The 22,387-nt window shown below is 33.1% G+C and carries 22 protein-coding genes and 2 pseudogenes; 16 read left to right on the forward strand and 8 right to left on the reverse strand.

Annotated elements, in window-relative coordinates:
- Nucleotides 1-643 precede the first annotated feature (643 nt).
- On the reverse strand, nt 644-973 hold the full coding sequence (locus tag DN410_RS10705) for a 6-aminohexanoate hydrolase (RefSeq protein ID WP_149176476.1): 330 nt from the start codon (nt 971-973) through the stop codon (nt 644-646).
- 139 nt (nt 974-1,112) lie between these two features.
- Here DN410_RS10705 and DN410_RS28750 point away from each other — a divergent pair.
- The 5 genes and pseudogenes from DN410_RS28750 to DN410_RS10730 form a co-directional block, all read left to right on the forward strand.
- Nucleotides 1,113-1,226: pseudogene (locus DN410_RS28750) on the forward strand (transposase); the annotation flags it as partial.
- A 378-nt stretch (nt 1,227-1,604) separates the two neighbouring features.
- Nucleotides 1,605-2,051, forward strand: a complete 447-nt coding sequence (locus DN410_RS10715; RefSeq protein ID WP_000817662.1) for a MarR family winged helix-turn-helix transcriptional regulator — start codon at nt 1,605-1,607, stop codon at nt 2,049-2,051.
- Between the two features lie 32 nt (nt 2,052-2,083).
- A complete protein-coding gene (locus DN410_RS10720) occupies nt 2,084-3,028 on the forward strand; it encodes an acetyl-CoA carboxylase carboxyltransferase subunit alpha (RefSeq protein WP_149176478.1) in 945 nt (314 codons plus the stop codon).
- Between the two features lie 1,125 nt (nt 3,029-4,153).
- Nucleotides 4,154-4,768: a stage II sporulation protein M gene (locus tag DN410_RS10725; RefSeq protein WP_149176479.1), complete on the forward strand. Its 615-nt coding sequence runs from the start codon at nt 4,154-4,156 to the stop codon at nt 4,766-4,768.
- Between the two features lie 315 nt (nt 4,769-5,083).
- Nucleotides 5,084-5,611 carry a hypothetical protein gene (locus DN410_RS10730; protein ID WP_149176480.1) on the forward strand — a complete coding sequence of 176 codons (528 nt, stop codon included), beginning with the start codon at nt 5,084-5,086 and terminating at the stop codon, nt 5,609-5,611.
- Between the two features lie 607 nt (nt 5,612-6,218).
- On the opposite strand, the gene DN410_RS10740 is transcribed toward DN410_RS10730, so the two are convergent.
- The 3 genes and pseudogenes from DN410_RS10740 to DN410_RS10750 all read right to left on the reverse strand — a co-directional run bounded on the left by DN410_RS10740 (nt 6,219) and on the right by DN410_RS10750 (nt 8,830).
- Nucleotides 6,219-7,310, reverse strand: coding sequence for a low temperature requirement protein A (locus tag DN410_RS10740; protein ID WP_149176481.1), 1,092 nt, complete (start codon nt 7,308-7,310; stop codon nt 6,219-6,221).
- 237 nt (nt 7,311-7,547) lie between these two features.
- A pseudogene (locus DN410_RS10745) lies at nt 7,548-8,247 on the reverse strand (IS6 family transposase).
- A gap of 82 nt (nt 8,248-8,329) precedes the next feature.
- A complete protein-coding gene (locus DN410_RS10750) occupies nt 8,330-8,830 on the reverse strand; it encodes a cupin domain-containing protein (RefSeq protein ID WP_149176482.1) in 501 nt (166 codons plus the stop codon).
- A gap of 593 nt (nt 8,831-9,423) precedes the next feature.
- Here DN410_RS10750 and DN410_RS10755 point away from each other — a divergent pair.
- The 5 genes from DN410_RS10755 to DN410_RS10775 all read left to right on the forward strand — a co-directional run bounded on the left by DN410_RS10755 (nt 9,424) and on the right by DN410_RS10775 (nt 13,688).
- The gene (locus DN410_RS10755; RefSeq protein WP_149176483.1) at nt 9,424-10,266 is read left to right on the forward strand and encodes a hypothetical protein; all 843 of its coding nucleotides are present in this window, start codon (nt 9,424-9,426) and stop codon (nt 10,264-10,266) included.
- A 72-nt stretch (nt 10,267-10,338) separates the two neighbouring features.
- Entirely contained in the window at nt 10,339-11,073 is a 735-nt protein-coding gene (locus DN410_RS10760; RefSeq protein WP_149176484.1) for a hypothetical protein, read from the forward strand.
- Nucleotides 11,074-11,353: 280 nt separating this feature from the next.
- Nucleotides 11,354-12,247, forward strand: a complete 894-nt coding sequence (locus DN410_RS10765; RefSeq protein WP_149176485.1) for a helix-turn-helix domain-containing protein — start codon at nt 11,354-11,356, stop codon at nt 12,245-12,247.
- Between the two features lie 286 nt (nt 12,248-12,533).
- A complete protein-coding gene (locus tag DN410_RS10770) occupies nt 12,534-12,890 on the forward strand; it encodes an ATPase (protein ID WP_098268475.1) in 357 nt (118 codons plus the stop codon).
- A 420-nt stretch (nt 12,891-13,310) separates the two neighbouring features.
- On the forward strand, nt 13,311-13,688 hold the full coding sequence (locus tag DN410_RS10775) for a hypothetical protein (protein ID WP_149176486.1): 378 nt from the start codon (nt 13,311-13,313) through the stop codon (nt 13,686-13,688).
- 885 nt (nt 13,689-14,573) lie between these two features.
- Here the strand turns inward: DN410_RS10775 and DN410_RS10780 are convergent.
- Complete coding sequence (locus DN410_RS10780; protein ID WP_255446725.1) at nt 14,574-15,632, reverse strand: Ig-like domain-containing protein; 1,059 nt, start codon at nt 15,630-15,632, stop codon at nt 14,574-14,576.
- Between the two features lie 710 nt (nt 15,633-16,342).
- Between DN410_RS10780 and DN410_RS10790 the strand changes: the two genes are divergently transcribed.
- Nucleotides 16,343-17,095: a metallophosphoesterase family protein gene (locus DN410_RS10790; protein WP_149176488.1), complete on the forward strand. Its 753-nt coding sequence runs from the start codon at nt 16,343-16,345 to the stop codon at nt 17,093-17,095.
- Between the two features lie 244 nt (nt 17,096-17,339).
- Here DN410_RS10790 and DN410_RS10795 read toward each other — a convergent pair whose 3' ends face one another.
- Entirely contained in the window at nt 17,340-17,465 is a 126-nt protein-coding gene (locus tag DN410_RS10795) for a YjcZ family sporulation protein (RefSeq protein WP_000540377.1), read from the reverse strand.
- A 199-nt stretch (nt 17,466-17,664) separates the two neighbouring features.
- On the opposite strand from DN410_RS10795, the gene DN410_RS10800 reads away from it, so the two are divergent.
- The 3 genes from DN410_RS10800 to DN410_RS10810 all read left to right on the forward strand — a co-directional run bounded on the left by DN410_RS10800 (nt 17,665) and on the right by DN410_RS10810 (nt 19,801).
- Entirely contained in the window at nt 17,665-17,910 is a 246-nt protein-coding gene (locus tag DN410_RS10800) for a hypothetical protein (protein WP_016716656.1), read from the forward strand.
- A gap of 633 nt (nt 17,911-18,543) precedes the next feature.
- The gene (locus tag DN410_RS10805; RefSeq protein ID WP_149176489.1) at nt 18,544-19,128 is read left to right on the forward strand and encodes a CGNR zinc finger domain-containing protein; all 585 of its coding nucleotides are present in this window, start codon (nt 18,544-18,546) and stop codon (nt 19,126-19,128) included.
- Between the two features lie 118 nt (nt 19,129-19,246).
- Nucleotides 19,247-19,801 carry an HPP family protein gene (locus DN410_RS10810; protein ID WP_149176490.1) on the forward strand — a complete coding sequence of 185 codons (555 nt, stop codon included), beginning with the start codon at nt 19,247-19,249 and terminating at the stop codon, nt 19,799-19,801.
- A gap of 163 nt (nt 19,802-19,964) precedes the next feature.
- Here DN410_RS10810 and DN410_RS10815 read toward each other — a convergent pair whose 3' ends face one another.
- Both DN410_RS10815 and DN410_RS10820 read right to left on the reverse strand, forming a co-directional pair.
- Nucleotides 19,965-20,075 (reverse strand): YjcZ family sporulation protein, encoded by a 111-nt coding sequence (locus DN410_RS10815; RefSeq protein WP_000505679.1) that lies wholly within the window; start codon nt 20,073-20,075, stop codon nt 19,965-19,967.
- Between the two features lie 152 nt (nt 20,076-20,227).
- Nucleotides 20,228-20,494, reverse strand: coding sequence for a YmzC family protein (locus tag DN410_RS10820; RefSeq protein ID WP_149176491.1), 267 nt, complete (start codon nt 20,492-20,494; stop codon nt 20,228-20,230).
- Between the two features lie 371 nt (nt 20,495-20,865).
- Between DN410_RS10820 and DN410_RS10825 the strand changes: the two genes are divergently transcribed.
- Nucleotides 20,866-21,222, forward strand: coding sequence for a DUF4259 domain-containing protein (locus DN410_RS10825; RefSeq protein WP_149176492.1), 357 nt, complete (start codon nt 20,866-20,868; stop codon nt 21,220-21,222).
- Nucleotides 21,223-21,437: 215 nt separating this feature from the next.
- Nucleotides 21,438-22,286 carry a BglG family transcription antiterminator LicT gene (gene licT / locus DN410_RS10830; RefSeq protein ID WP_149176493.1) on the forward strand — a complete coding sequence of 283 codons (849 nt, stop codon included), beginning with the start codon at nt 21,438-21,440 and terminating at the stop codon, nt 22,284-22,286.
- Nucleotides 22,287-22,387 lie beyond the last annotated feature (101 nt).

A 22,387-nucleotide genomic window follows, 5' to 3' on the forward strand; every position in this document is an offset into this window, starting at 1 on the left:
GTTCCAGGGAAACCGCCCATACCCATTCCAGGGAAACCGCCCATACCTGTTCCAGGGAAACCGCCCATACCCATTCCAGGGAAACTACCCATACCTGTTCCAGGGAAACCGCCCATACCCATTCCAGGGAAACCTATAATACGGTGAGAATCTAATGTCATGTTTACACCCACTCTTCATAAATATTTCATATTCTTTTACATGCTATGCTTAAAGAAAATAAAAGAGCTTATTCTCATTTGAAATTAGGCAGACTAACTACTGATAAGAGGGTTTTATGTCAATTAGTTGGTGAGACCCCTACTAATAAAAATCTTCTATTGCTATAAAAATAAAGAAAAGGCACTGATAAGAGTGTCTTTTCTTTATGGGGGATTGACGGCAAAACGCAGATTTTATACGCTAAGAATATGCAGGATCTCATGCAGACTACAAGAACTGTTTGAGCTCCCAAATACTGTTGTGACAGGAATGTATGAAATCTTGCATACAAAGAAGGGAACGGAAAGCCAGGAACCTACTGATAATGAGACGTTATGTTAACCTCAGATGTATAGAATATACAATTAACTAAAAATGAACAATAAAAAACAGTAGTGTATAAAAAAATCACTACTGTTTTTTATTGTTTCTTACAAGTAAATTATTTAAATTCTTGTCTATATAATTTAAACGAATAAATAGCTCCAACGAAGAATACAAAGGCTTCAAATAATATAAAGATTTGACGGAAATTCTCGATATCTTTACCAACTAAAGAAATAAATATGCAATTCATTAGAATTTGAGTAGTAAACATACAAGAAATAATTTTAAAATAAATAGGATTTGTTTTTTCATCTGGTTTACCAATTTTTTTGTAAATAATAATAAGTGCAATTACTGAACCCAAAAATAGAAGTGCTGTAAGTCCTACAACGATATTGAAATTGCCTGTACTTTCTAACATCCATTTATTTAATAGATCAATCATTATTATCTTCCTTTCCTACATAAGAGAATATTTCGTTCTTCTTCTTCACTATAATAAAAAAAGAAAAAGGAAAACATCGAACTTTCTTACAAACATTCGTGTATTCTTACAGTTTTGTCATTTTGTAAATGTATTCATCGCCGTGCCTTTCACTATTTTCTTTGGAAAACATAGTGAATTACGAGAAAGAGCGCTACAAGATCAACTTCCAAGAAGTAGTGCACTAAACCTCTTAATTAATGCAATTAGTATGTAGAATACTATTTATTTAAGTGAAGCAATAAAAGCTTTGAAGAAAAAACAACATTTTGTTGGTGCTACCCCATGCCCATCAACTTAAGAATTTAGAATTCCCCCCAAAAACGAAATTTTGTTACAAGTTATCACAAAATTTCGTTTTTGAGGTAGTTTTATTTTCTTAGCTTGATTTCGATGAGCGGGACCCCATAAAGGCCCCTGATACATAATTGATGTTCTGCCATTTGTAGAAAACAATCCACTTATACCATTTTAACAAGAAGAAATATCTCGTCCATGTTGTAATATTGGCTTACGTTAAGCTTGTGAAAAAATCATATTCATGTATAATACAATTGATGTATGATACAATAGTTGTAGGAGGGTGACCTTTTTGAAAAGAGAAGATGCCTTAAAACTAAGAACAGATATTAAGAAAATGATTATAATAACTGGGGTTTTTGAATCTCAAAATTTGCCCAATGGACCATTTGAAAAACCTTTACCAACTTCTCAAATGATGGCGTTAGAGGAACTAGAGGTGGAAAAATTAACTGTTTGGCAACTATCCAATAAACTTAGATTAGAGACTTCAACTGTAAGTAGATTGGTAGATAAGTTAGTAAAAAAGGGGCTTATTTATCGTGAAGTAAATGAAAAAAATAGAAGAGAACTTTTTCTGCACCTCACAGAAAAAGGTCACATAACTGTTAATTGCTTAAGAGAGCAATCCATTACGTTTTATCAAAGTATTCTCAATAATTTATCAGAATCAGAACAAAAAATAGTTGTGGATGGTTTTGAATTATTTATTGATTCTATTTCTAAGCCTTTTGATTAGAGTGAGGTAAATCATAACATTTGGAGGATAAAATGAGCTTGGATTTTGAACGTCCTATTATTGAATTAAAAGAGAAATTTGATGAATTAAAGAAAATTATGAAAGAAAATAATGTAGATTTATCGTCAGAAATTCATGAATTAGAAAAACGTTTAAATAAAATGCAAGATAAAATTTATTCTAATATTACATCTTTTCAACGAGTTCAAATTGCAAGGCTACGTAACCGGCCCACGACATTGGACTATATACCTTTATTGTTTACAAACTTTCTCGAACTTCATGGTGATCGATTATATGGTGATGATAAAGCAATGATAGGTGGTATTGCAAAATTTAAAGGGATGCCCGTTACGGTTATTGGTCATCAAAGAGGTAGAAATACAAAGGAAAGTATAGAAAGAAATTTTGGAATGGCACATCCAGAAGGTTATAGAAAAGCGCTAAGACTTATGAAGCAAGCTGATAAATTTAATCGCCCTATTATTACATTTATTGATACAATAGGCGCCTATCCAGGGATAGGGTCTGAAGAACGTGGAATTTCTGAAGCGATAGCTCGAAATCTATTTGAAATGACTATACTTAAAGTGCCAATTGTTTGTATTGTAATTGGAGAGGCATCAAGTGGTGGAGCTCTTGGCATTAGTGTCGGTAACCATATCCATATGTTAGAGTATTCATGGTACTCGGTAATTTCGCCAGAAGGAGCAGCATCTATCCTATGGAAGGACGCTAAGTATGCTCCAGAAGCTGCTGAACATATGAAAATTTCAGCAAAAGATTTAAAACATTTAGGAATTATTGATGAAATCATTCCTGAAATTAAAGGTGGAGCACAAAATGATATAAAATCACAGGCAAAAATGATTGAATCTGTAATCGAATCATCTCTAAAAAAATTGATACTATTATCCTCGGAAGAGCTTATACAACAGCGATATGAAAAGTATAGACAAATAGAGAATTATAAATGAAAGTATTTAAAGTCCGTATTACATTTCGGAGGATTCTCGCAAAAAAATTCTAAATATTTTGTAAGTAGCCTCTTGAACTGGGATATGCTGATACTATTACTCTACAAAAGATGTGTGATCGGTATGGAAAAGGAAAATTTGTTCAAATGGAAGCATTATCACATCGCCATCAACTTAAGAATTCAGAATTACCCCAAAACGAAAAAAATGGGTTCAATTCTTATGGACACCTATGAAAAGATGAAATTTTTACTTTGGGGACACTTCAAAATATTAGCTTGATGGGCATGGGGGACTGACGGCAAAACGCAGATTTTAAACGCTAAGAATATGCAGGACTTCATGCAGACTACAAGAACGGTTTGAGCTGCCAAATACTGTTGTGACAGGAATGTATGAAATTTTACATACAAAGAAGGGAACGGAAAACTAGAAAACTATTGATATGAATGACTTTCCGGGATTTGGTTACCACTGATAATGGGACGTTATGTTAACCTCACATATATACTATATACATTCAAAATTGAATTTAAGTAGGCTACTAGGCATACATCCAATCTAAGCTTTGCCCCTGAGCATAAAATTAGTTATAAGTCTAATTTCAATAAGGAGTGAACCTCGAATCATGGTATATATACGACAAATGCCACTCTATGCCCAGAGCCCTTGGGGTCTTCAAAATTGTATATTTCGATTCACGTATCTGTGGCTTAGAAACGAAGACAATTTCTGGTTTTTTTTGACGACTGTTGGGCACGAAAGAGTTTATGGCTATAGGTTTTTCGGCGGGAGATGGAATCATTATTCGGTTGCTATAAATGATATTGTTTCCTTCCATTGTTCTCCTCCGACTCCAACTCTGTATTAAACACTACGCCTGACCTTCGTAATCTGAACTAACCCATTAGATTTCCATCCTGAACATAAATGATAGAACTTCTGAGAACAAGAATTATGTGGACACGAAAGTCCTCCAGATTATTTAACTGGAGGACTTTTAATAGTCTTCTAAATACATTGAATCCCGATAATGAGACGTTATGTTAACCTCTTGTGTATATGATATACAAGAAAAATTTCTTTACTACCGTATTATTCAGATGGTAAAATTTAGAAAAAGAGGTGAGAGTTATTTCGAATGTAATTAATAAGGTTGTATTTAAAAGAGCTACTAACTTTTTCATATTAGGAGTAGCACTAACAGTTATTGCAACCATAATAACCTTTGTAATCAATCCCGATCTAAAAGAAATAATGGAAGGGCTAGGAAATAGACTGCCAGACCAAGTAAAGGAATCAACAGGTATAGAAAAGGTATGGTCATATATTGTTAATAATGGTTTTATAGTACCTTTACAAATGTTTATATTAGCTTTGATACCAATACAATTTTTATATGTTATACATATAATTTTAACTGTTTCACTTCCTGGGATTCTTTTTGGAATTGGATTACAAGCTGATTTTCAAAAAGGTTTTGGGATAATAATTTCTTCTATCCCTCATTACCTTTTTGAAATTTTCGCTTTTTGTTTATTTGCGGCCATTCTTTTTGAATTAAATAAATGTATTAGAATCAAATTAAAAAATTTATTCAAAAAGGATAAAGAAAGAATATCTCTTGGTAAAAAGATTTTAGAAGTAATAAAAATTTATGTTGTTTTAACTTTACCTATAATTATCATTGCTGCATTCTTAGAAACTTACATAGCTAATATCATACTTGATTTATTTTAGGAACTTTATATGCTTAATGAAAATTGAGATTTACCTAAACATAATACAAACTATGCTTATAACTTCCAATAACGAGAATTATGTAAATGAGCTGTCCAAATGGAGGGCTTATTTTTTTACTTAGCGTGATTTTTTTCCAAAATGCTAGCGGTACGCAATAAATCCTAATGAAATGTAATAGAATCCAATAATTCTATTACAAGCATGAAGCAAATCCGCTTTCGAATTTCAGTTAATGACTTAGGTCATCTTAACTTTCACACTCGAGTATTTATGCATATGATATTAAAAATACTCGAAAGGACAAGTGAGATCATGGATAAAAAACAAGATTGCAAGTGTAGAGAACGAGATTGCGAGTGTACAGAGATTATTAGTGTTAAGGAAATGAGAGAAGTCTTATATAATTTTAGAAATTCACCTAGTGACATTCAAACTGTTAATAGAAGCAATACTGTGTTGAATTTTTCGAATGTTTCCTGTGGAAGTGTTACAGCAAATCTTCCTAATGATGGTGGACAATTGGATTTGGCAATATGTTTTATTTTTTCCTATAGGCCATTAACAAATTCGTCAACATGTGTTCCGGCAACATGCGTTCCGCCAACATGCAATAATTGTCGTTGTCTTGTAGACACCTGTGTAATATCCATACGCAAACGGTTGAAATTACACAAAAAAAATAAACAATTATTAAATATTCATTCAGTTGGATTACAATCGATAAACCGAGTAAAGGTGATTGATGTCTGGGATGGTATAGCTGTATTAAAAGAACCTGGTGTAGAAGATGTAATTTTTGTATCAATATCATTAATTGAAAGTTTAGAACCCACAGTTTAGTAAGTACATCACTCGAAGACAAGGCTCTCCCCAGTAAGCCATAGTTTTGTATAAAGAAACGTAGGAGAAAAACCCAGGAACAATAATAATAAGTTATTGTGTATCATGTAGGGAAGGGTTTGCTTTTACTTCCTACAACGAGAATTATGTAAAAGAGCTGTCCAAATGGATGGCTTATTTTATTTTTTGCTTATCGTGTTTTTTTCCAAAATGCTGGCGGTACCCCTTTTAAGTTTACAAACGCTCTTACCATTAGTGTTGATATGTGATTACCTACTATATTTTAGGAATTTCCCTAAGTAAACCTAGAAGCTGTTTTTTCCCTTGTAAGTCAAGTTGGAAAATTGTGATGCTTGAAATTATTCTTGTTTCAAAACAGCTTCATTAAAAAAACCTTTTCCTTCCTCAGTCAATGAAAGGTATTTTGTTTTCCATTCCTGTTCCCGATTAATTAATCCCGAATCTTCCATTTTGGTAACGTATTACAGCATTTATTTTCTGTTCTGAATTAAATTTAGTCATAAAAAACCGCACCTCAATTGTTAGACTGTGTCTAACAATTGGGGTGCGGTTCAAGTTTTGATACTGGTTTTTTTGATGCTTTTATTTATGTAGTTGTTAATTTAGCATAGATGATAAAAAATAGGGTTAATTGCCCTATTATCACAATATTTGGTACTACTACAACCAAATTAATAACAAAAAAGACTGCTAAAATCCCTAAAAACAAGCATAAATGATAAATTTTCAAACGGTGTTTTTCAAACCTGTATTGATGAAAAACAATTGTAGTTGATAGGAAATAGAGCAATGCAGAACCAAAAACAAAATATAAGATAAAAGAATAATAGACCTCATGTAAAAATAATAGTCTAATGGATGCCGCAACCATACTCAAAGACATTAAAATAAACAGATGACCGTAAATAATAATTTGACCGGAAGTTTGTCTAGACTTGTCGAGTTTCTTCTCCATGTTATCGAAATATTGCCACCACATCGAAATAATGAGGATAAATGAAATGATCGCGAAGCTTATTGAATCCCAATTTCCTTGTTTAGGTTGAATGACCACAAGAGTACTTATAAGTGCTTCCCCAAAGAGAATAATGGAAAATAGACCAAATCTCTCTAACAAGTGAGCTGTATTTGTAGGAACTTTTTCTAAACACTTTCTTCCAAGCAGTGGGACAATAATATCGATAAAAATTCCTAAATACAACGCAGCATATCGAATCCAAGAATCAAAAAAGACGGAGAATAATGAAATAACGATTCCAATCCAAAAATATCTTCCTAAAAAGAGTGCTGCTTTTTTTCGAGCTCCCTCTTCTATACGCTGGACAATAAGATATTGGATTGCAGTCACTGCCCTTAAGCCAATATAGCCAATTAAAAAAGAAAGATAATAAGGATCAAAATCAGCGGATAAGCTTGATGTCATTATTAGGACAAAAAACATCTGCAGGATCAAAAAGATTCGTTGATGAAATAAATCTTTTCCAAACCGGTTAATAAAGATGGTTTGCCCTACCCAAGCCCACCAGATTGGAATAAAAATTAGGACAAACTTTACTAAATACTCTGCATGGATATGACCATCTTCAACATGGAGTAAAACATGAGTCGCAGCCGTCACCGCTGCCACAAATAACAAATCATAAAAGAGTTCTAACCACGTCACTTTCTTTTCTTCCATTTCTACACTCCCTCCTTATAGTTAATAGTATGCTAAAAACATATAGTAATTGGAAGAGAAAATAATACAGACATAGAGCATTTGTCATAGCTTGAAAAACTCGGACCAATAATAAGAAAACTAATGAGAAATCCTTACATCCTAGGCCTTTTGTAGTAAACACTTCATTAAATTGGTTCTGGTGCAAAGATAAACTAAAAGAGAATATAGCACATATATTTCTAGCGGAATTGTATTTTATACTGTTAGCCCGAATAATTGATGGATAAATTCTTTCTGTTTTTGAACAGACTGATCCTGTAAATCAATCTGTTCTTTTTTAATCATATGCATTGCTTCTACTCCTGCAAGAATGGATGTAGCTGTGCTAAAAGACTTGAACCCTAACATAGAACGCACACGTTTTTTAATAAAACGATAATCTTGTTCTACTATGTTATTGGGATATCTAATTTGTCTTAGTTCTATATCTTTGGGCATATGCTTTTCTTCTTTCAACGCTCGAATTGCTACAGGATAAGCGGGGGTCTTATCTACCGTTATCACGCGAGGTTTAGAAACGTATGAAAAAGCCAAGGCTCTCTTGAAAAAGCACTTGGCTGCTTGTTTATCTCCTGATTTACTTAGATAAAAATCAATGGTATTCCCTTCTGAATCAACGGCGCGATACAGGTACATCCATTACCCTTTTAATTTAATATAGGTTTCATCGACTCTCCACGAGTCATTTGTTGATGTCCCGTACTTTCTCTTCTAATTGAGGTCCATATTGATGAACCCAGCTCATAATGGCTGGATGAGCAAAGGATAATCCCTTTTCCTCCATCATTTCCACCAGATTACGAAAGCTTAAATTGTACCGCAGATACCACCTTACTGTTAATAAGATCAGTTCAGACTGATAATGCTTCCACGTGAATAGGTTTTGCTTTTCCATACTGATTACGTCTTTTTTTAGAGTAGTAGCATCAGTATGTCCAAAATTTATAGATGTCCTAAAGTTTTTGCACCAGAACCAGTTATATTTTCAAATCTGGATATGTGATATTAAAAGTCTCTGAAACTTTTACAAGTTTTTGAAGTTCTTCTAAAGAAGGTGGCTTCACTTCAGGAAGAGGTGCATTTTTTGAAACGAGAGTTCCCAATTGTTTTACAAATCGATCAAAACCTGCTGGAGTTGCAGTAACAATAAATTCAGATTGTTCTGAGCCTGATACGAATCTATGAGGAATACCTCGAGGAGCAAATACATAATCTCCAGCTGATACTTCGATAATCTGGTCCCCCACAAAGAAAGTAAATTGTCCTTTTAAAATATAAAATGCTTCGTCTTCATCTTTATGAATATGAAGTGGTGGTCCTAATTTTGGGGGTTCTATAACATGTGCAATAGCATATTCTCCATTTGTTTGTTCTCCTGATACTAAAACCGTCACTTTTTCACTTAGAAAATGATATGTGTTTTGATTGCTTGGAGTACTATGAAAAGCTTCTTTATTTTTATTGTTAATTAATTCCATATTTTGAATCCTCCTTGATTTTTTGAATGAAAAATAAAAATCCAAACAAATAAATTCTACGTAGAGGATTAAAGAACCTTCTTAATACCAAACACGTAAATTTTGTGATTTTAAGCTTTCTCCTTGTTTTTGACTTAATCGGAGATTCCTATAACCTTTAACATTTTTTCAATCTCAAAATTTCATTTTCTCGTCCTAAAACGGTTGTCGCTTCGCTCGATTTTAAGTGAAAGTAAACTTTTAAATATTATTTAACATTCAGATCCCCTGATATCCTCAAAATACAAAATAAAAGTATACATTCAAAACATAATTAAAAATTAAATTACCGCGTATCACCTTTCAGAAAGCAAACAATAGATTGGGATCATACTTCTCAATGAAGAAAATAACTTAACATGGTAAAATAAGTCCAATACATATTATTAAAATTAAAGTGGTTCAAGTCAGAGGAAGGCACCTTTAGGTGTCTTTTTTGTTACCCTCCGACAAAATACGACAAAATAATTGTAACTAAGTCTGTTATGATATTTCAGGAAATCTTACATTTTGCAAATTGCATCCAGGAAAAACAACAAGAATTGAGGACAACTATGAAAAGAATCATTTTAACTATTATCACAGCAATGTTAGTTTTATCAGGTTGTGGTGGACCAGAACAAACCACTGAAAATTTGGATGGTATTGTATCCGGAATATCAAAGGATAAAGAGATTAAAAATCATCTGAAGTCTGTAATATATAAAGAAACGGAGAAATCAGACCAAAATGCTAAAAATCCATATTATTATTATGACATTGTAGCGTACCTTAATGATTCATTTGATAACTTACAACCTAAAGAACAATATGAATACTTGACAACTATAGGGAAAATAATCAAAAAACAGAGCGGAACACCACAAGGTAATGACCGAGAGGGAGAGGTATTCTGTGGTAAAGGTGTAAGATGTGAATTGGGTAATGTAGTTCTAAAAACTGATAAACATGAATACTATGCAAACTATGATCTTCCTGGCTTAATTGGGGAGTGGCTTCGTTTAGATGATAAAGGCAAAAGTGCGGATGAGAAGAATATTATTTACGATGCAAGTGCTAAAGATGGAAAATATATTAAACCTGATATAAGTAATCAACCTGCAAGTAGTAATCCATCACCTTCAACTAGTACTTCTTCACCAGCTAATGAAGAAGTAGAAAAGATTAAGAATGCCACTGGTAGAGATTGGGTTGAATTATCATTTGATGACAAATTTATATATGTTCAAACAGTTATTGAATCAATGAAATCTGCAGGTAGATCGGTAACAGCCGATGCATATTGGTTTATTGATGCATTAAACGCCTACTATGGAGGCGGAGAAGAAGCCACTGTATCAGATAAGATAATTGATATTATGGCAATGTCCGGAGTTTCTGGTGGTGTAATCAAGTAAATTAATAATAACGCACTCGAGAGAGTGCTTTTATTTTATTATCAGACATAAATAAAATTAGGGGGGATATATGTGAAGAAAGGATTTATAGGGATATTATTGGCTGCTTCATGTCTTATGTTCACTGGCTGTTCGGCAGATATGAAAGCAGTGGAGACGGCTACTAAAGATAAATTAGAAGATAGTCAGTTAGGGCCATACATTGAAACAGTTACTTATAAAGCTGGCGAAAAGGAAGATGATGCCACGCCTGTGATTGTTCAAATAAAAGCGAACGAAAAATTCTCTGACTTATCCAAAATGGAAACATACGCAGCTATGAACGACGCGTTCGACAAAATTATAGGATCTTATAATCAGGTTTCTTGTGGAGGTAATAACAACTGCAGATACACAGATATCCAAGTATTAGACAACCAAGATACATATGTTATGAATATCCTGTATAGAGGGCTTCTTATTAACGATTTTGAAACATATACAAAAAATGATTATATAGTAGATGCTGATAGAAAAGAACAAAAAGAAAAATCAAAATCAACTAATAATACTTATACAGGTAACTCCAATAATGCATCTAATTACACACCACATAATAAAGAACAGTATTCTAGTAACGGGATTAATTACAAATCAATATTCACATTCATGAAAGAGCAATATAACATCCTTACAAATTATGATGAAAACTACATCCCTGAAGTACATGATCCTCAAGTTGCTGAAATAGCTGCTAAACGTTTTGGAATCACAGCTGAAGAGGCTGGATACATTTATGAGAAAGTACAAATGGATGCTTTCAACTAAAATATAGATTTGAACAACATTTCTCAATGTGTGAAGTAACTTAACATGATAAAATAATATGTGGATGGGAGTCCAATACATATTATTAAAATTAAAGTGGTTCAAGTCGGAGGAAGGCACCTTAGGGTGTCTTTTCTTGTACATAATAAAAGCCTCACCATCTTATGAAAACGGTAAGACCTTTAAAACGTACAATAATTGCAACTATATTAATTTTACATTAGATTAAAGGTTAGAAAATATTCTTATACTAATAAAGTGCTAAATAGTAGGGGGAAAAATGGAATTTAACGATTTGGGTATCACCATTAAAGAACTTAGAATTAAAAAAAATATGTCACAATCCGAATTATGTCATGGAATATGTTCACAAAGTCAAATTAGCAAGATAGAAAAAGGTATGATTTATCCATCTAGCATATTGTTATATCAATTATCAGAAAGACTTGGTATTGATCCAAATAATATATTTGCACTAACTCAAAACAAAAAAATAAAATATGTAGAAAATGTAAAATACGTAATAAAAGATTGCTTAAAGCAAAAACAATATAAAGAACTTTATGAAATAGTAAAAAAAGAGAAAAATTTAAATAATTTTCAAGCAAAAGAAGAGAAACAATTTCTAATATGGCATGAAGCAATTGCTATATTTGTGGTGGATGAATCAATAAAAACGGCTTTAGATCTTTTAAATCATGCATTAAAACTAACTTTAACTAATTCTGATTTTTTATCAGAAAGAGAAATAGATATTATGCAGACAATGGCTATATTTCATGGGGAAAATAAAGAATATGAAAAAAGTATTAATATATTAAGAAGATGTTTAACTAACTTTAATAAGTTAGATTTTCCTAGAGATAAAGAAATTAAATTAAAAATCGTTTTTAATTTAGCAAAATGTTTAGACCTCACATATCAACATGAAGAGGCAATAAAATACCTTGATAAGGGCATCAAATTAGCTATTAATCTAAACACTTTATATCTATTAGGTGAACTATACTATTTAAAAAGTCAGTATTTATTAAAGGTTAAACAACATAATGAAGAAGACGTTCTTAATAATATGAAAAAAGCATTATTTATATTTGAATTAACAGAAAAAGAACATTATATACAAATGATTAAAGATGAACTTATTGAAATACAGAATAAAAAACACTCATAATTTCGTAAAAACTACTTACAAAGTCCACAGGAAACATCCCTATTAGAACTATGTTATTAAAATTAAAGTGGTTCAAGTCGGAGGAAGGCACCTTAGGGTGTCTTTTTTTATTTCTTAAAGGACCTGCTCATTCATCATTAAAAAGCATAAGGTTATGTAAACTTTATTTTTTATTATTAAAATAAAATGGTTAATTGATTTAGATCATTTTAATAAAGTATTGAATACTATGAAACTATAATCTATAGATTATTAATCCTTTAATTTAGTGGGAGGTGAATTTAATATGCCTTTCTCTACTGGTCCAATTGAAAACGTAGGAAATCAACCTAGTAATGCAACTAGAGCGAGGGTTAAAATTCTCAATCGTACTGCAGGTCCACTTACTGGGGTAGTTAGATCTTTTAGACTTGACGGTACAAGAACATTAATCGAACAGGTAAACTTTAATGTGGCTGCTAATGCTTCTGGTTTTGTAAATCTAAGTTTAGTTCACTCTACTTTGGGACAAGCTCTTCAATACGAAGTTGAAATTGTTCCTAATCAAAACGGTGGTTTATACAGTGTCTACGGAATAGCACCTGGTAATGTTATTATTACTGCACAACGAGTCTTGAATTCAGAACTAACGCAGATTCTTTAGTTTTAAAAGTAAAGTGATTCAAGCCGGAGGAAGACACCTTAGGGTGTCTTTTCTTTATTACTTCAATTTGTAAATTAATAAAAAAGACTAGCAGTATATACTAGTCTTCTAAATGGGGTACCGCCAGGATAGGAATGTATAAAAAATGAATAGATTTATAGAAAAAAAAGTGGATTTCTTTTGAGAGTAGGGATTCGCTTTTTTCTTGCTACTGATAATTTTATGTTATGTTAACTAATTTTGAATATCGTATACAGACTAAAAACAAAAAAAACTTCCTGTTGTGTAGGTTGTTTTTTCTGTTTTTTTGATGATAGTTGTTAACTGATATCTCACATTTCAAAAAATAACTATTTTGTTTGCTTGTCCACACCATTTCACCTCTTTATGAATTTTATAGTATTAAAGGAGGTGAAAAGAATGAATGAAGATATTATTTCAATTGGAGCAAATTGTATAGTGAGAATTAGAAACAGATTCTTTCTTCTAGTAGAAATTGAAGTGGAAGTTGGAAATGTAGCCATAGAGGAATTTGTTTTTATTCGAATATCTGAGCAAGAAGCTAGAACATTATTAGCAGCGGGTATTCAACGTTGTACTATTTCTAATTGTATTCCTAGGTCTCATGATGATTTAGAAGTAGAATTCATTTGTGTTTTAATCGTGGGTAGGGAAGCATTTGCGGTTTTTGATGTAGAAGACGATGTTGATGAAGCTGTACTTGTTCCAATTTCATTAAGAGAAGCCGAGCGTTTAATCTGTAGAGGAGCAAGACGATGTACAGTTATTAATAGATAAGAATAAGCCTTTTGGGAGCTAAAGAGGTTTCATTTTGTGTGGCTTTTTTTAAGAATGATAATGTAAATATGAATATCCTCCAGAGTGCTTAACTGGAGGATATTTTTGTAGACTTCTAGATGTATTAACTACCAATAATGGGACGTTATGTTAACCTCACATATATACTATATACATTCAAAATTGAATTTAAGTAGGCTACTAGGCATACATCCAATCTAAGCTTTGCCCCTGAGCATAAAATTAGTTATAAGTCTAATTTCAATAAGGAGTGAACCTTGAATCATGGTATATATACGACAAATGCCACTCTATGCCCAGAGCCCTTGGGGTCTTCAAAATTGTATATTTCGATTCACGTATCTGTGGCTTAGAAACGAAGATAATTTCTGGTTTTTTTTGACGACTGTTGGGCACGAAAGAGTTTATGGCTATAGGTTTTTCGGCGGGAGATGGAATCATTATTCGGTTGCTATAAACGATATTGTTTCCTTCCATTGTTCTCCTCCGACTCCAACTCTATATTAAACACTACGCCTGACCTTCGTAATCTGAACTAACCCATTAGATTTCCATCCTGAACATAAAGGGTAGAACTTCTGAGAACAAGAATTATGTGGACACGAAAGTCCTCCAGATTATATATTGAATCGCAATAATAGGACGTTATAAAAACCTTTTGTGAATAATCATTCATAAAAGGTTTTTTCTTTTTATAATTATGTTCTTATCTTTTGATCTAGAATACTGATTCGTCGTGTAGGAGCGAAACTTCATAGTATTAAACGTATCAACTTAATAATATCCAAACTCAATCCGAAAAAATAAAAAAAGGCCTGACCATTTTTTAGTCAGGCCTCGTATTAAATTACAGATTATTTCCCTTTAAGCACTAGGAATGTTTGGAATCAAATTCTGAACGACCTTAATGAGGTTATTTGCAATATCTTGTTGTTGAGATGTAGCTGTACCAGATCCCTCAGTAAATACTGTAACGCAGATTGGGCAAGCTTCGATATGAATCCCCAATAGATTTATAGCTAGACCACCTGGTATATCCACAGTGAGGATCGATGTGGAACCTTCAGGAGGCGTACAAGTCTGACAGTTCGTTTCAAGGGCCATAGAGTTACCTCCTTTCTTGATAGAGTTAATATATAAATATGTTCGGAGATACTCAAATGACAAAGGTATTTGTACAAGCCTGGAGAATTGTGTTAGTGACTCAGATTCACCCCCAATGAACTCAAATCCTTCAGCAGATGTTACAATTATTGGATTAGTATTAGTATCCTGTACAATGAAAATTCCACCAAGTTCAATGAATTCAGCAATGATCCCTCCTGGCTGCATCATTGCTATAATGTCCATATCAGTAATATTCCCTTGAATCCCCATCCAAACACACCAGTAATCCGCTGCCAATTGTTTACCTGTAGTGTATTGATCTTTGATAATTGATGGGGATATCTGCACAACAGTATATTTAGTGAGTGACCAGAGCTGTTTAGCAAAATCATAGGAAACAACACCATTCTCAAGGAGTAAGACACCCTTACCAAAGCTGAAAGCTTTGCCAGGAAAATTCATACTGATCGTTTCATTCATAGAAACTGTTCTCTTTATATCCAACGTACAATCATTGGATTCCTTTAAAGTTTTCATTTGAACCACTGGTTCAACAACGGTGAGAAAACTATCCGAACTCATGATTCCGTCTAATCTTGCAAAAATCTGAGCTCCCCCAGTATCAATTGCTGTAGTCAAACCCTTTGTTTCTTCCTCATTTGAAACTATTACACTTGAAGAATTACTGGAGTACCACTCTACAAGATTTGTAATGTCTCTAGTTGATTTATCGGAATATATACCTGTCGCAGTAAATTGGTGACTCGAACCTGAACAAAGAGATAAAATCTTGGGATCTATCTTAATAGAAACCAAGACAAGTATTCTTTTTTCGTAACATCCTTTCTCTTTTGTGATAAACAAAAGAGGGGGAGGGAATTGATGGGGAGTGTTCACCTGTTTTAGCCTCACTTTCTTTATCAATACATTTAATCAATATATGTTGCATACAAAAATCGGTTTGGACTTGATCGTTCTCCTGATTATAGAGGGTAATTTTAGTTCATGTTAACTTGGAACCATCCACTTCCGGTAAAAAAATAATAAGCTGTCTGGACAGCTTATTATTTTTTTACTTAACACGGGGTAGAACCAACATGGCTTTGTTCGGATCTTTTGGTTTAAAATTTACTTTTTGGCTAGAGTGCTGGCTCGTCGTGTGGGGGCGAAACCCCACGTATTACGTATCTATTTTTAGAATAAGAGCGATCTTGGAACGTATGATCTAAGCGGTTCGGCTCGTATACTTGCTAGTCCAAGTCGAGAACCATTGCTTTGCGTTTTGTCTGTCAGCTTGGCGAGAAAAGCACACGAGCCGAAAAAAGTTTTACAAGGGGGACCGTCACATACCCATCAAGCTAAAATTTTATAGTACCCCATCGCCATCAACCTAAAGAATCAATATCCCCCATAACGAAAATTCTATTAATTATTAACTACTGATAATGGGACCTTATGTTAACCTCACATAAATATGATATACAATGATAAAATAGAGATTAGAATTACTATGAGGGAGAATTTTTATGGGGAAAAATATAGCGTTCATAACAGATGTACACGGAAATGCGGTAGCATTACAGGCTGTCTTACAGGAAATAGACAAACGAGAAGATATAGAACACATATACTGTCTAGGCGATATGATTGGTATTGGCCATCAAACAAACGAAGTTTTAGAAGCACTATTTTCTCGTAACGATACCTCAATGATTACAGGTAATCATGATGAAGCTATATTGGCCTTAATTAACGGTGAACAATATCCGGAAAGTCATAATATTGGGGAATTACGTAATCATCATGAATGGATTGCGCAAGATTTGGATAAATCCTTTGTTCTTAAATTAAATAAACTTTCAAGATATATAAAAACAACCATCGAACAAACACCTACAGCATTAATCCATTACCATATTAACCATAACAAACTATCTGAACATATAAGTAAAGATCCTTTCAGCCGAATTGTTCAGCCGATACAAGAACATCTTTTAGACTTATTTCATGACTATGGAGAAACACTAATTTGCTTTGGGCATCATCATCCTGTTCATTTTTTTCAAACAATGAACAAAACTTTTTTAAATCCAGGTTCACTAGGATGTAACCATGAACCATTCGCTCAATACGGTATTGTTAATTTTGATGCTGGGCGATTCTCTGTTGAATTGAAAAAAGTACTATATGATAACGAAAACTTTATAAATCAATACTTAAAGTTACAAATTCCAGATTATAAAACCATTTTAAAGATTTTTTATGGCAAGAACATATAAGCTGATTAAACTAGTAGATTCATTGAATTCCGAGAACGATAATTATGTAAATCAACGTGGTTATCAAGTCGGAGGAAGGCACCTTAGGGTGTCTTTTTTTTATTACCGTCCGCAAAAATATAACGATATAAAAATAAATCATTTGCTACTATGAGATGAGAAATCTTACATTTTCAAAAGAACTAATACAGATCGGAGCGAAAAAAATGAAACAAAAAAAAGACACTCTCAAGAGTGCCTCCCCTTAGCAGCCGAATCCGCCGCCCCAACAGCTAGCTCCTACGATGATTAATAAGATAAAGAGTACAACAAGTAAAGCGAATCCGCCGCCGAAACCGCAGCCACCACCACAACTACCGCCATAGCCCATATTAACTCCTCCTTCCATAAAGACCATTTAATAATGGATTTAATTCACTTTATGTTTTTACGGATAAACTTGAGCAGGTCCTTTTGAAAAATAAAGACGTCACGAATTTTAAAAGAATAGACGACCTTATTTTTGTCACCGGTATTTCATCGTTTACATATTGTATTTTATTCTGTGTATTGGGGGAAGGAGGATCTTTATGGCTAATTCTGAAATGATTTTACGTTTACTTACGGATTTAAAGATTGAACAGCAAGCTTTAAAAGAGCAGTTGGAAAAAATACAAACAGCTGTGAATACTCTTGAAGAAAAATCAGCGATTGTGGAAGAAAAACCAAAGACTATTGAAGAAAAACCAGCTGTTGCTGCTGCGAAGCAAAGAGCTCATTCTGGACACCCAACATCTTTTCGTGCTTGGAGAGCATCTGCTCAAAGGAATTCATAAAAATATAAGAAAAGAAGACATCTAGTAAGATGTCTTCTTTTACTTGTACAATCCAAATGAGTTAAGAAGGTATATCTATATTACTTTAAAAATAAGAAGAAAATAACGATTGTCGACTCCTGTTTTAGTATAGCATGTAATAATAAAGAATTTTATGTAACGTTGCATATATATAGATTATATGATGTTATATAGTATATATTGTAGTTGTCTGTTATTTGTTTTAATTCATTTACTTATATTATTTTTTGAGCGCCCCAGTGAGTGATGGAGCCTTTTTTTATAGTTGTTTTAAAGCGGAAACCCCTGAAGCACAATGAGGGGTTTCATAACTAGGCAAATGATTTCTGGTGCATCTAAATGAATTACTACTTACTTTTAAACAGTTCCCCATAAATGATAAACCATACCGAAAACAAAAAATGCTAGTCCTACAAATAAAACGATTAAAGCAAGCATTCCGTTTTTATTATGTTCCATAAAGTTAGCCCCTTTTCATTTACTTACATACAAAAAAGCCTTTAGTCGTAATTATGTCTAAAGGTTTTAATCTTCATACTTTGTAGTTTATAAAAAAGTTGTACTTCTGTATTAATTTGGAATATGATTGTTTAAAGAGTAGGTGATGAGTACATGCAGGAAACAAAACAATTCCCGCTTATATCTGGAAATCTCTCATTAGATTTAGTAAATACAGAGCTAGTTAGGCGTGGACAACGTTATGATTTATTAATAACAGATGAAGATGTATTAGAATGGCTACATGTAATAAAAGTTAATCTGCCTTTTTGGAATGAAAAAACACTTATAGGGATTCAAGAGCGCATGAATCAAGTTACATCTAGCATATTAGAGGCAAGAGAAGTATTGAGAAAACAGTTTGAGGCAATTGCTGATCAGCACGAAATTTCTAATGATTTTATTACATATTTAGAAAAACAAATTGAAAAGGCACCATTTACATATAAAGTCATTGAACAGCGTCTAGTGCCTATCCCAGTTGGAGAAATTGAGGATGTACTTGTATCGTTAATTGCATTTGATGCTTTAACGTTAATAGCAGAGAATAAGCTTATTTCTCTTAAAAGGTGTTCAAACCCTGACTGTGTTTTATTATTTATAGATAAAAGTGGAAAACGAAAATGGTGTTCTATGAAAATATGTGGGAACCGGAAAAAGGTAGCAAAATTCCAGGATCGAAAATGTGAAGAAGTTTAGGGAATCAACTTATATGAGTTGATTCTTTTTTTCTGCATTTTTAAACTAACCTCTAAAATGAATGTTGACCGGTTAGTTAATTTGAAATATAATTGTTGGTAAATAAAGGAGGAGAATGATGAATCATATAACAGCAGCTAAGCAGAAAGAAGCTCCACCAATAAGTGTGCGATATTTTGCAAAAATGAAAGGGAAAGGAAGAAGTCCATTACAAGTAAATATAAAGGACTCTTTAACGGGACTATTAGGGGGATTTTTAACAATTCTCACCTTAACATATTTAACGAGTATAACTTCTACAGAATTACTAATGGCTCCATTTGGGGCGAGTTGTGTATTAGCGTTTGGAGTTTGGAATGCACCGCTATCTCAGCCGCGTAATATTATTGGAGGACATTTGATTTCAACTTTTATTGGCCTATCAATATATCATTTGTTTGGGAATGAATATTGGACGATAGCTTTAGCAGTAGGGACGGCAATAGCCGTTATGATGTTAACAAGAACAACGCATCCTCCGGCAGGGGCTGATCCAATTATCGTTATTTTAGGGGCAAATAGTTGGAGTTATTTAGTAACACCGGTTTTAGTTGGTTCTCTTGTTATTGTAGTTATTGCTTTATTTATTAATAATATGAGTAGTAAAAGAAGCTATCCAACTTTTTGGATATAGTTTGTAAGAAAAAAACAATGTAAGTATAGTATTTTACTACGTTTCATTTTTTATATACAAAAAAGCCTTTAGTCGTAATTATGTCTAAAGGATCGGATTCTCATACTTTTTTAGTTTACAAAGAAAAGACACCCATATAAGAGTGTCTTTTCCGATAGTTTGTTTAGCAGAAGCAAGCAGCTCCAACGATGATTAATAAAATGAATAACACAACTAATAAAGCAAATCCTCCAGCAAAACCGCAGCCTCCGCCGCAACTACCACCAAATCCCATAATAGTTCCTCCTTTAATAAGAGGGGAAAACAAAGGGTCACTCATGTTTTTTAACGGATTCTATTTACTTTATGTTTGACGCATGAATGTGAGCAGGTCCTTTTAAAAATAAAAAAGACACTGTAAGGTGCCTTCTGTCTAATGTAATTTCATTAATATTCGTTAGCATAAAACTCTTTTATTAGCTTTATTTCATTTGTATCCGGATCAAACTTGAATATTCTAATTTGATTAGATTCGTCTTTATAGGCAAATGTATTATCGCCAACTTGGGTCATGTTGCTGGTATTTAAGATAGGATCGCTACCATGATCACTGATTTCCACAACGCTTTTGCGGTCCCAAAATGCAATGACAATGATTAAGATGATAAGGCATACACGTATGAAACGCAGTTCTTTTGCAATAGGATGTTCCATTTTCTAGTCTCCTTTGCCATGTAATAGATTTTGTGTATAGAAGAGATAGTTCTTATGAGGATATAAATAAAAAAGACACAGTAAAGTGTCTTTTTTATTTGGTTTATGCGCATTACTTAATAAGACGCTAGTTCCTCAGTCCGGATATGAGGAACTATGTAGGGTAATTAAATTATAACATTTTAACCAGTAATGGGTCTATATGGAATTTTTATCATTTGTGTTTAATTATTCGGAATAATAAATATGGTGAAGTATATGCGTTTCCTGTAGTAATTGTAAAATATAATTATATGCATAACTAGTCTTGTAATGAATTTCTTCTGTATTTAACATTGAAGTAGAAAAGTATAAAGAAGGAGCTGTGGAATATGGGTGCTTGGGGAACTGGATTATTTGATGATGATACAACTTGTGATGTGAAAGATCAGTTTATTGAATATATAGAAGAAGGTAACAGTGTAGAAGAAGCAACGAAGCTTGTTTTAGAAGAGTATGTAGATGAGTTTGATATAGGTGAAGATTTAGAGGTTATGTCTTTAGTATACATCGGTCTTGCGGCAATACAATTGGAGAAGGGGTGTCTTCAAGAAGAAGTTCGCAGTAATGCGATTGCGTTAATTGAGCGTGGCGCTGATCTTGAACTTTGGGAAGAAGCTGGTGAAGAAGAGTATGAAGAGAGAAAGAAAGTTTTAGATGAATTTAAGCAACAGCTGATCAACGGTTAGTATTTTTCTTTGTAAAAAAATATTCAATAATTTATCATTGCAACCGCTTACTTTTTATGTATAATAAAGGTAAGTTAATAAGTAAAAGGATTGTTACTGTTCGGCAGGCAAAACCTAAATTGATCTAGAGGCTACGGGTGTAGTGTGGCTTTTGGAATCAGTTTAGGTTTTTTTATTACCCTTTTGTGACTTTAAGAAGAAGAAGGCGGAACAATATGAAAATCCATAAAATCTTAAATAACAATGTTGTTTGTACGATGAAGGATAATGAGACAGAAGTTGTACTTATGGGCAGAGGTTTGGGATTTCAGAAAAAAGTTGGCGATGCGATTGATGAATCTAGGGTAGAAAAGACATTTGTTTTGGAAACAAGAGAATTATCAGAGAAACTTGCTAGGTTGCTAACTGAAATTCCTGTACAAAATTTAGAAATTACAGAGAGAATTATTCAGTTTGCTAAGACAGTTTTGCCGGGGACCTTAAGTGATTATATTTATCTTACATTAACGGATCACTTAAGTTTCGCCTTAACTCGGCATAAAGAAGGAATGGATCTTAAAAATACTTTGCTTTGGGAGATTAAGAGATTTTATCAGAAAGAGTTTGAAATTGGTCTACAAGCTTTGAACATGATTGAAGAGGAGACTGGCTTTAGACTTTCTGAAGATGAAGCAGGGTCAATTGCTTTGCATTTCGTTAATGCGCAGCAAGGAGAGCCGGCAATGCAGCAAACGGTGGCGATGACGAAAATCGTCCAAGATATTTTAAATGTTGTAAAGTACCACTATAAAATGAACTTAGATGAAAATTCATTTAATTATAGTCGGTTCGTAACGCATTTACGATACTTTGCCCAGCGTTTAATGCAGAAGGAATTGCATTCGGCAGAGGATGATTTTTTATACGAGCAAGTGAAAAGTAAGTATGAAGAGGCATATTGTTGTACAGAAAAAATTGAAGCATACTTACAAAAAGCACATAATAGTCATCTTTCAAAAGATGAAAAAGTGTACTTGACGTTGCACATTCATCGTGTAACGAAACGCAATGAATTATGTAATTGAATAAACGGGATTGTTACTGTTTGGCAGGCAAAACCTAAATTGACTTGTAATGGAGTGATTCGTATGTATCGCGCCGTTATGGTTAGTTTAGGTTTTTTCTT

The sequence above is a fragment of the Bacillus sp. SH5-2 genome, assembly GCF_008368905.1.
Lineage (GTDB): Bacteria > Bacillota > Bacilli > Bacillales > Bacillaceae_G > Bacillus_A > Bacillus_A luti.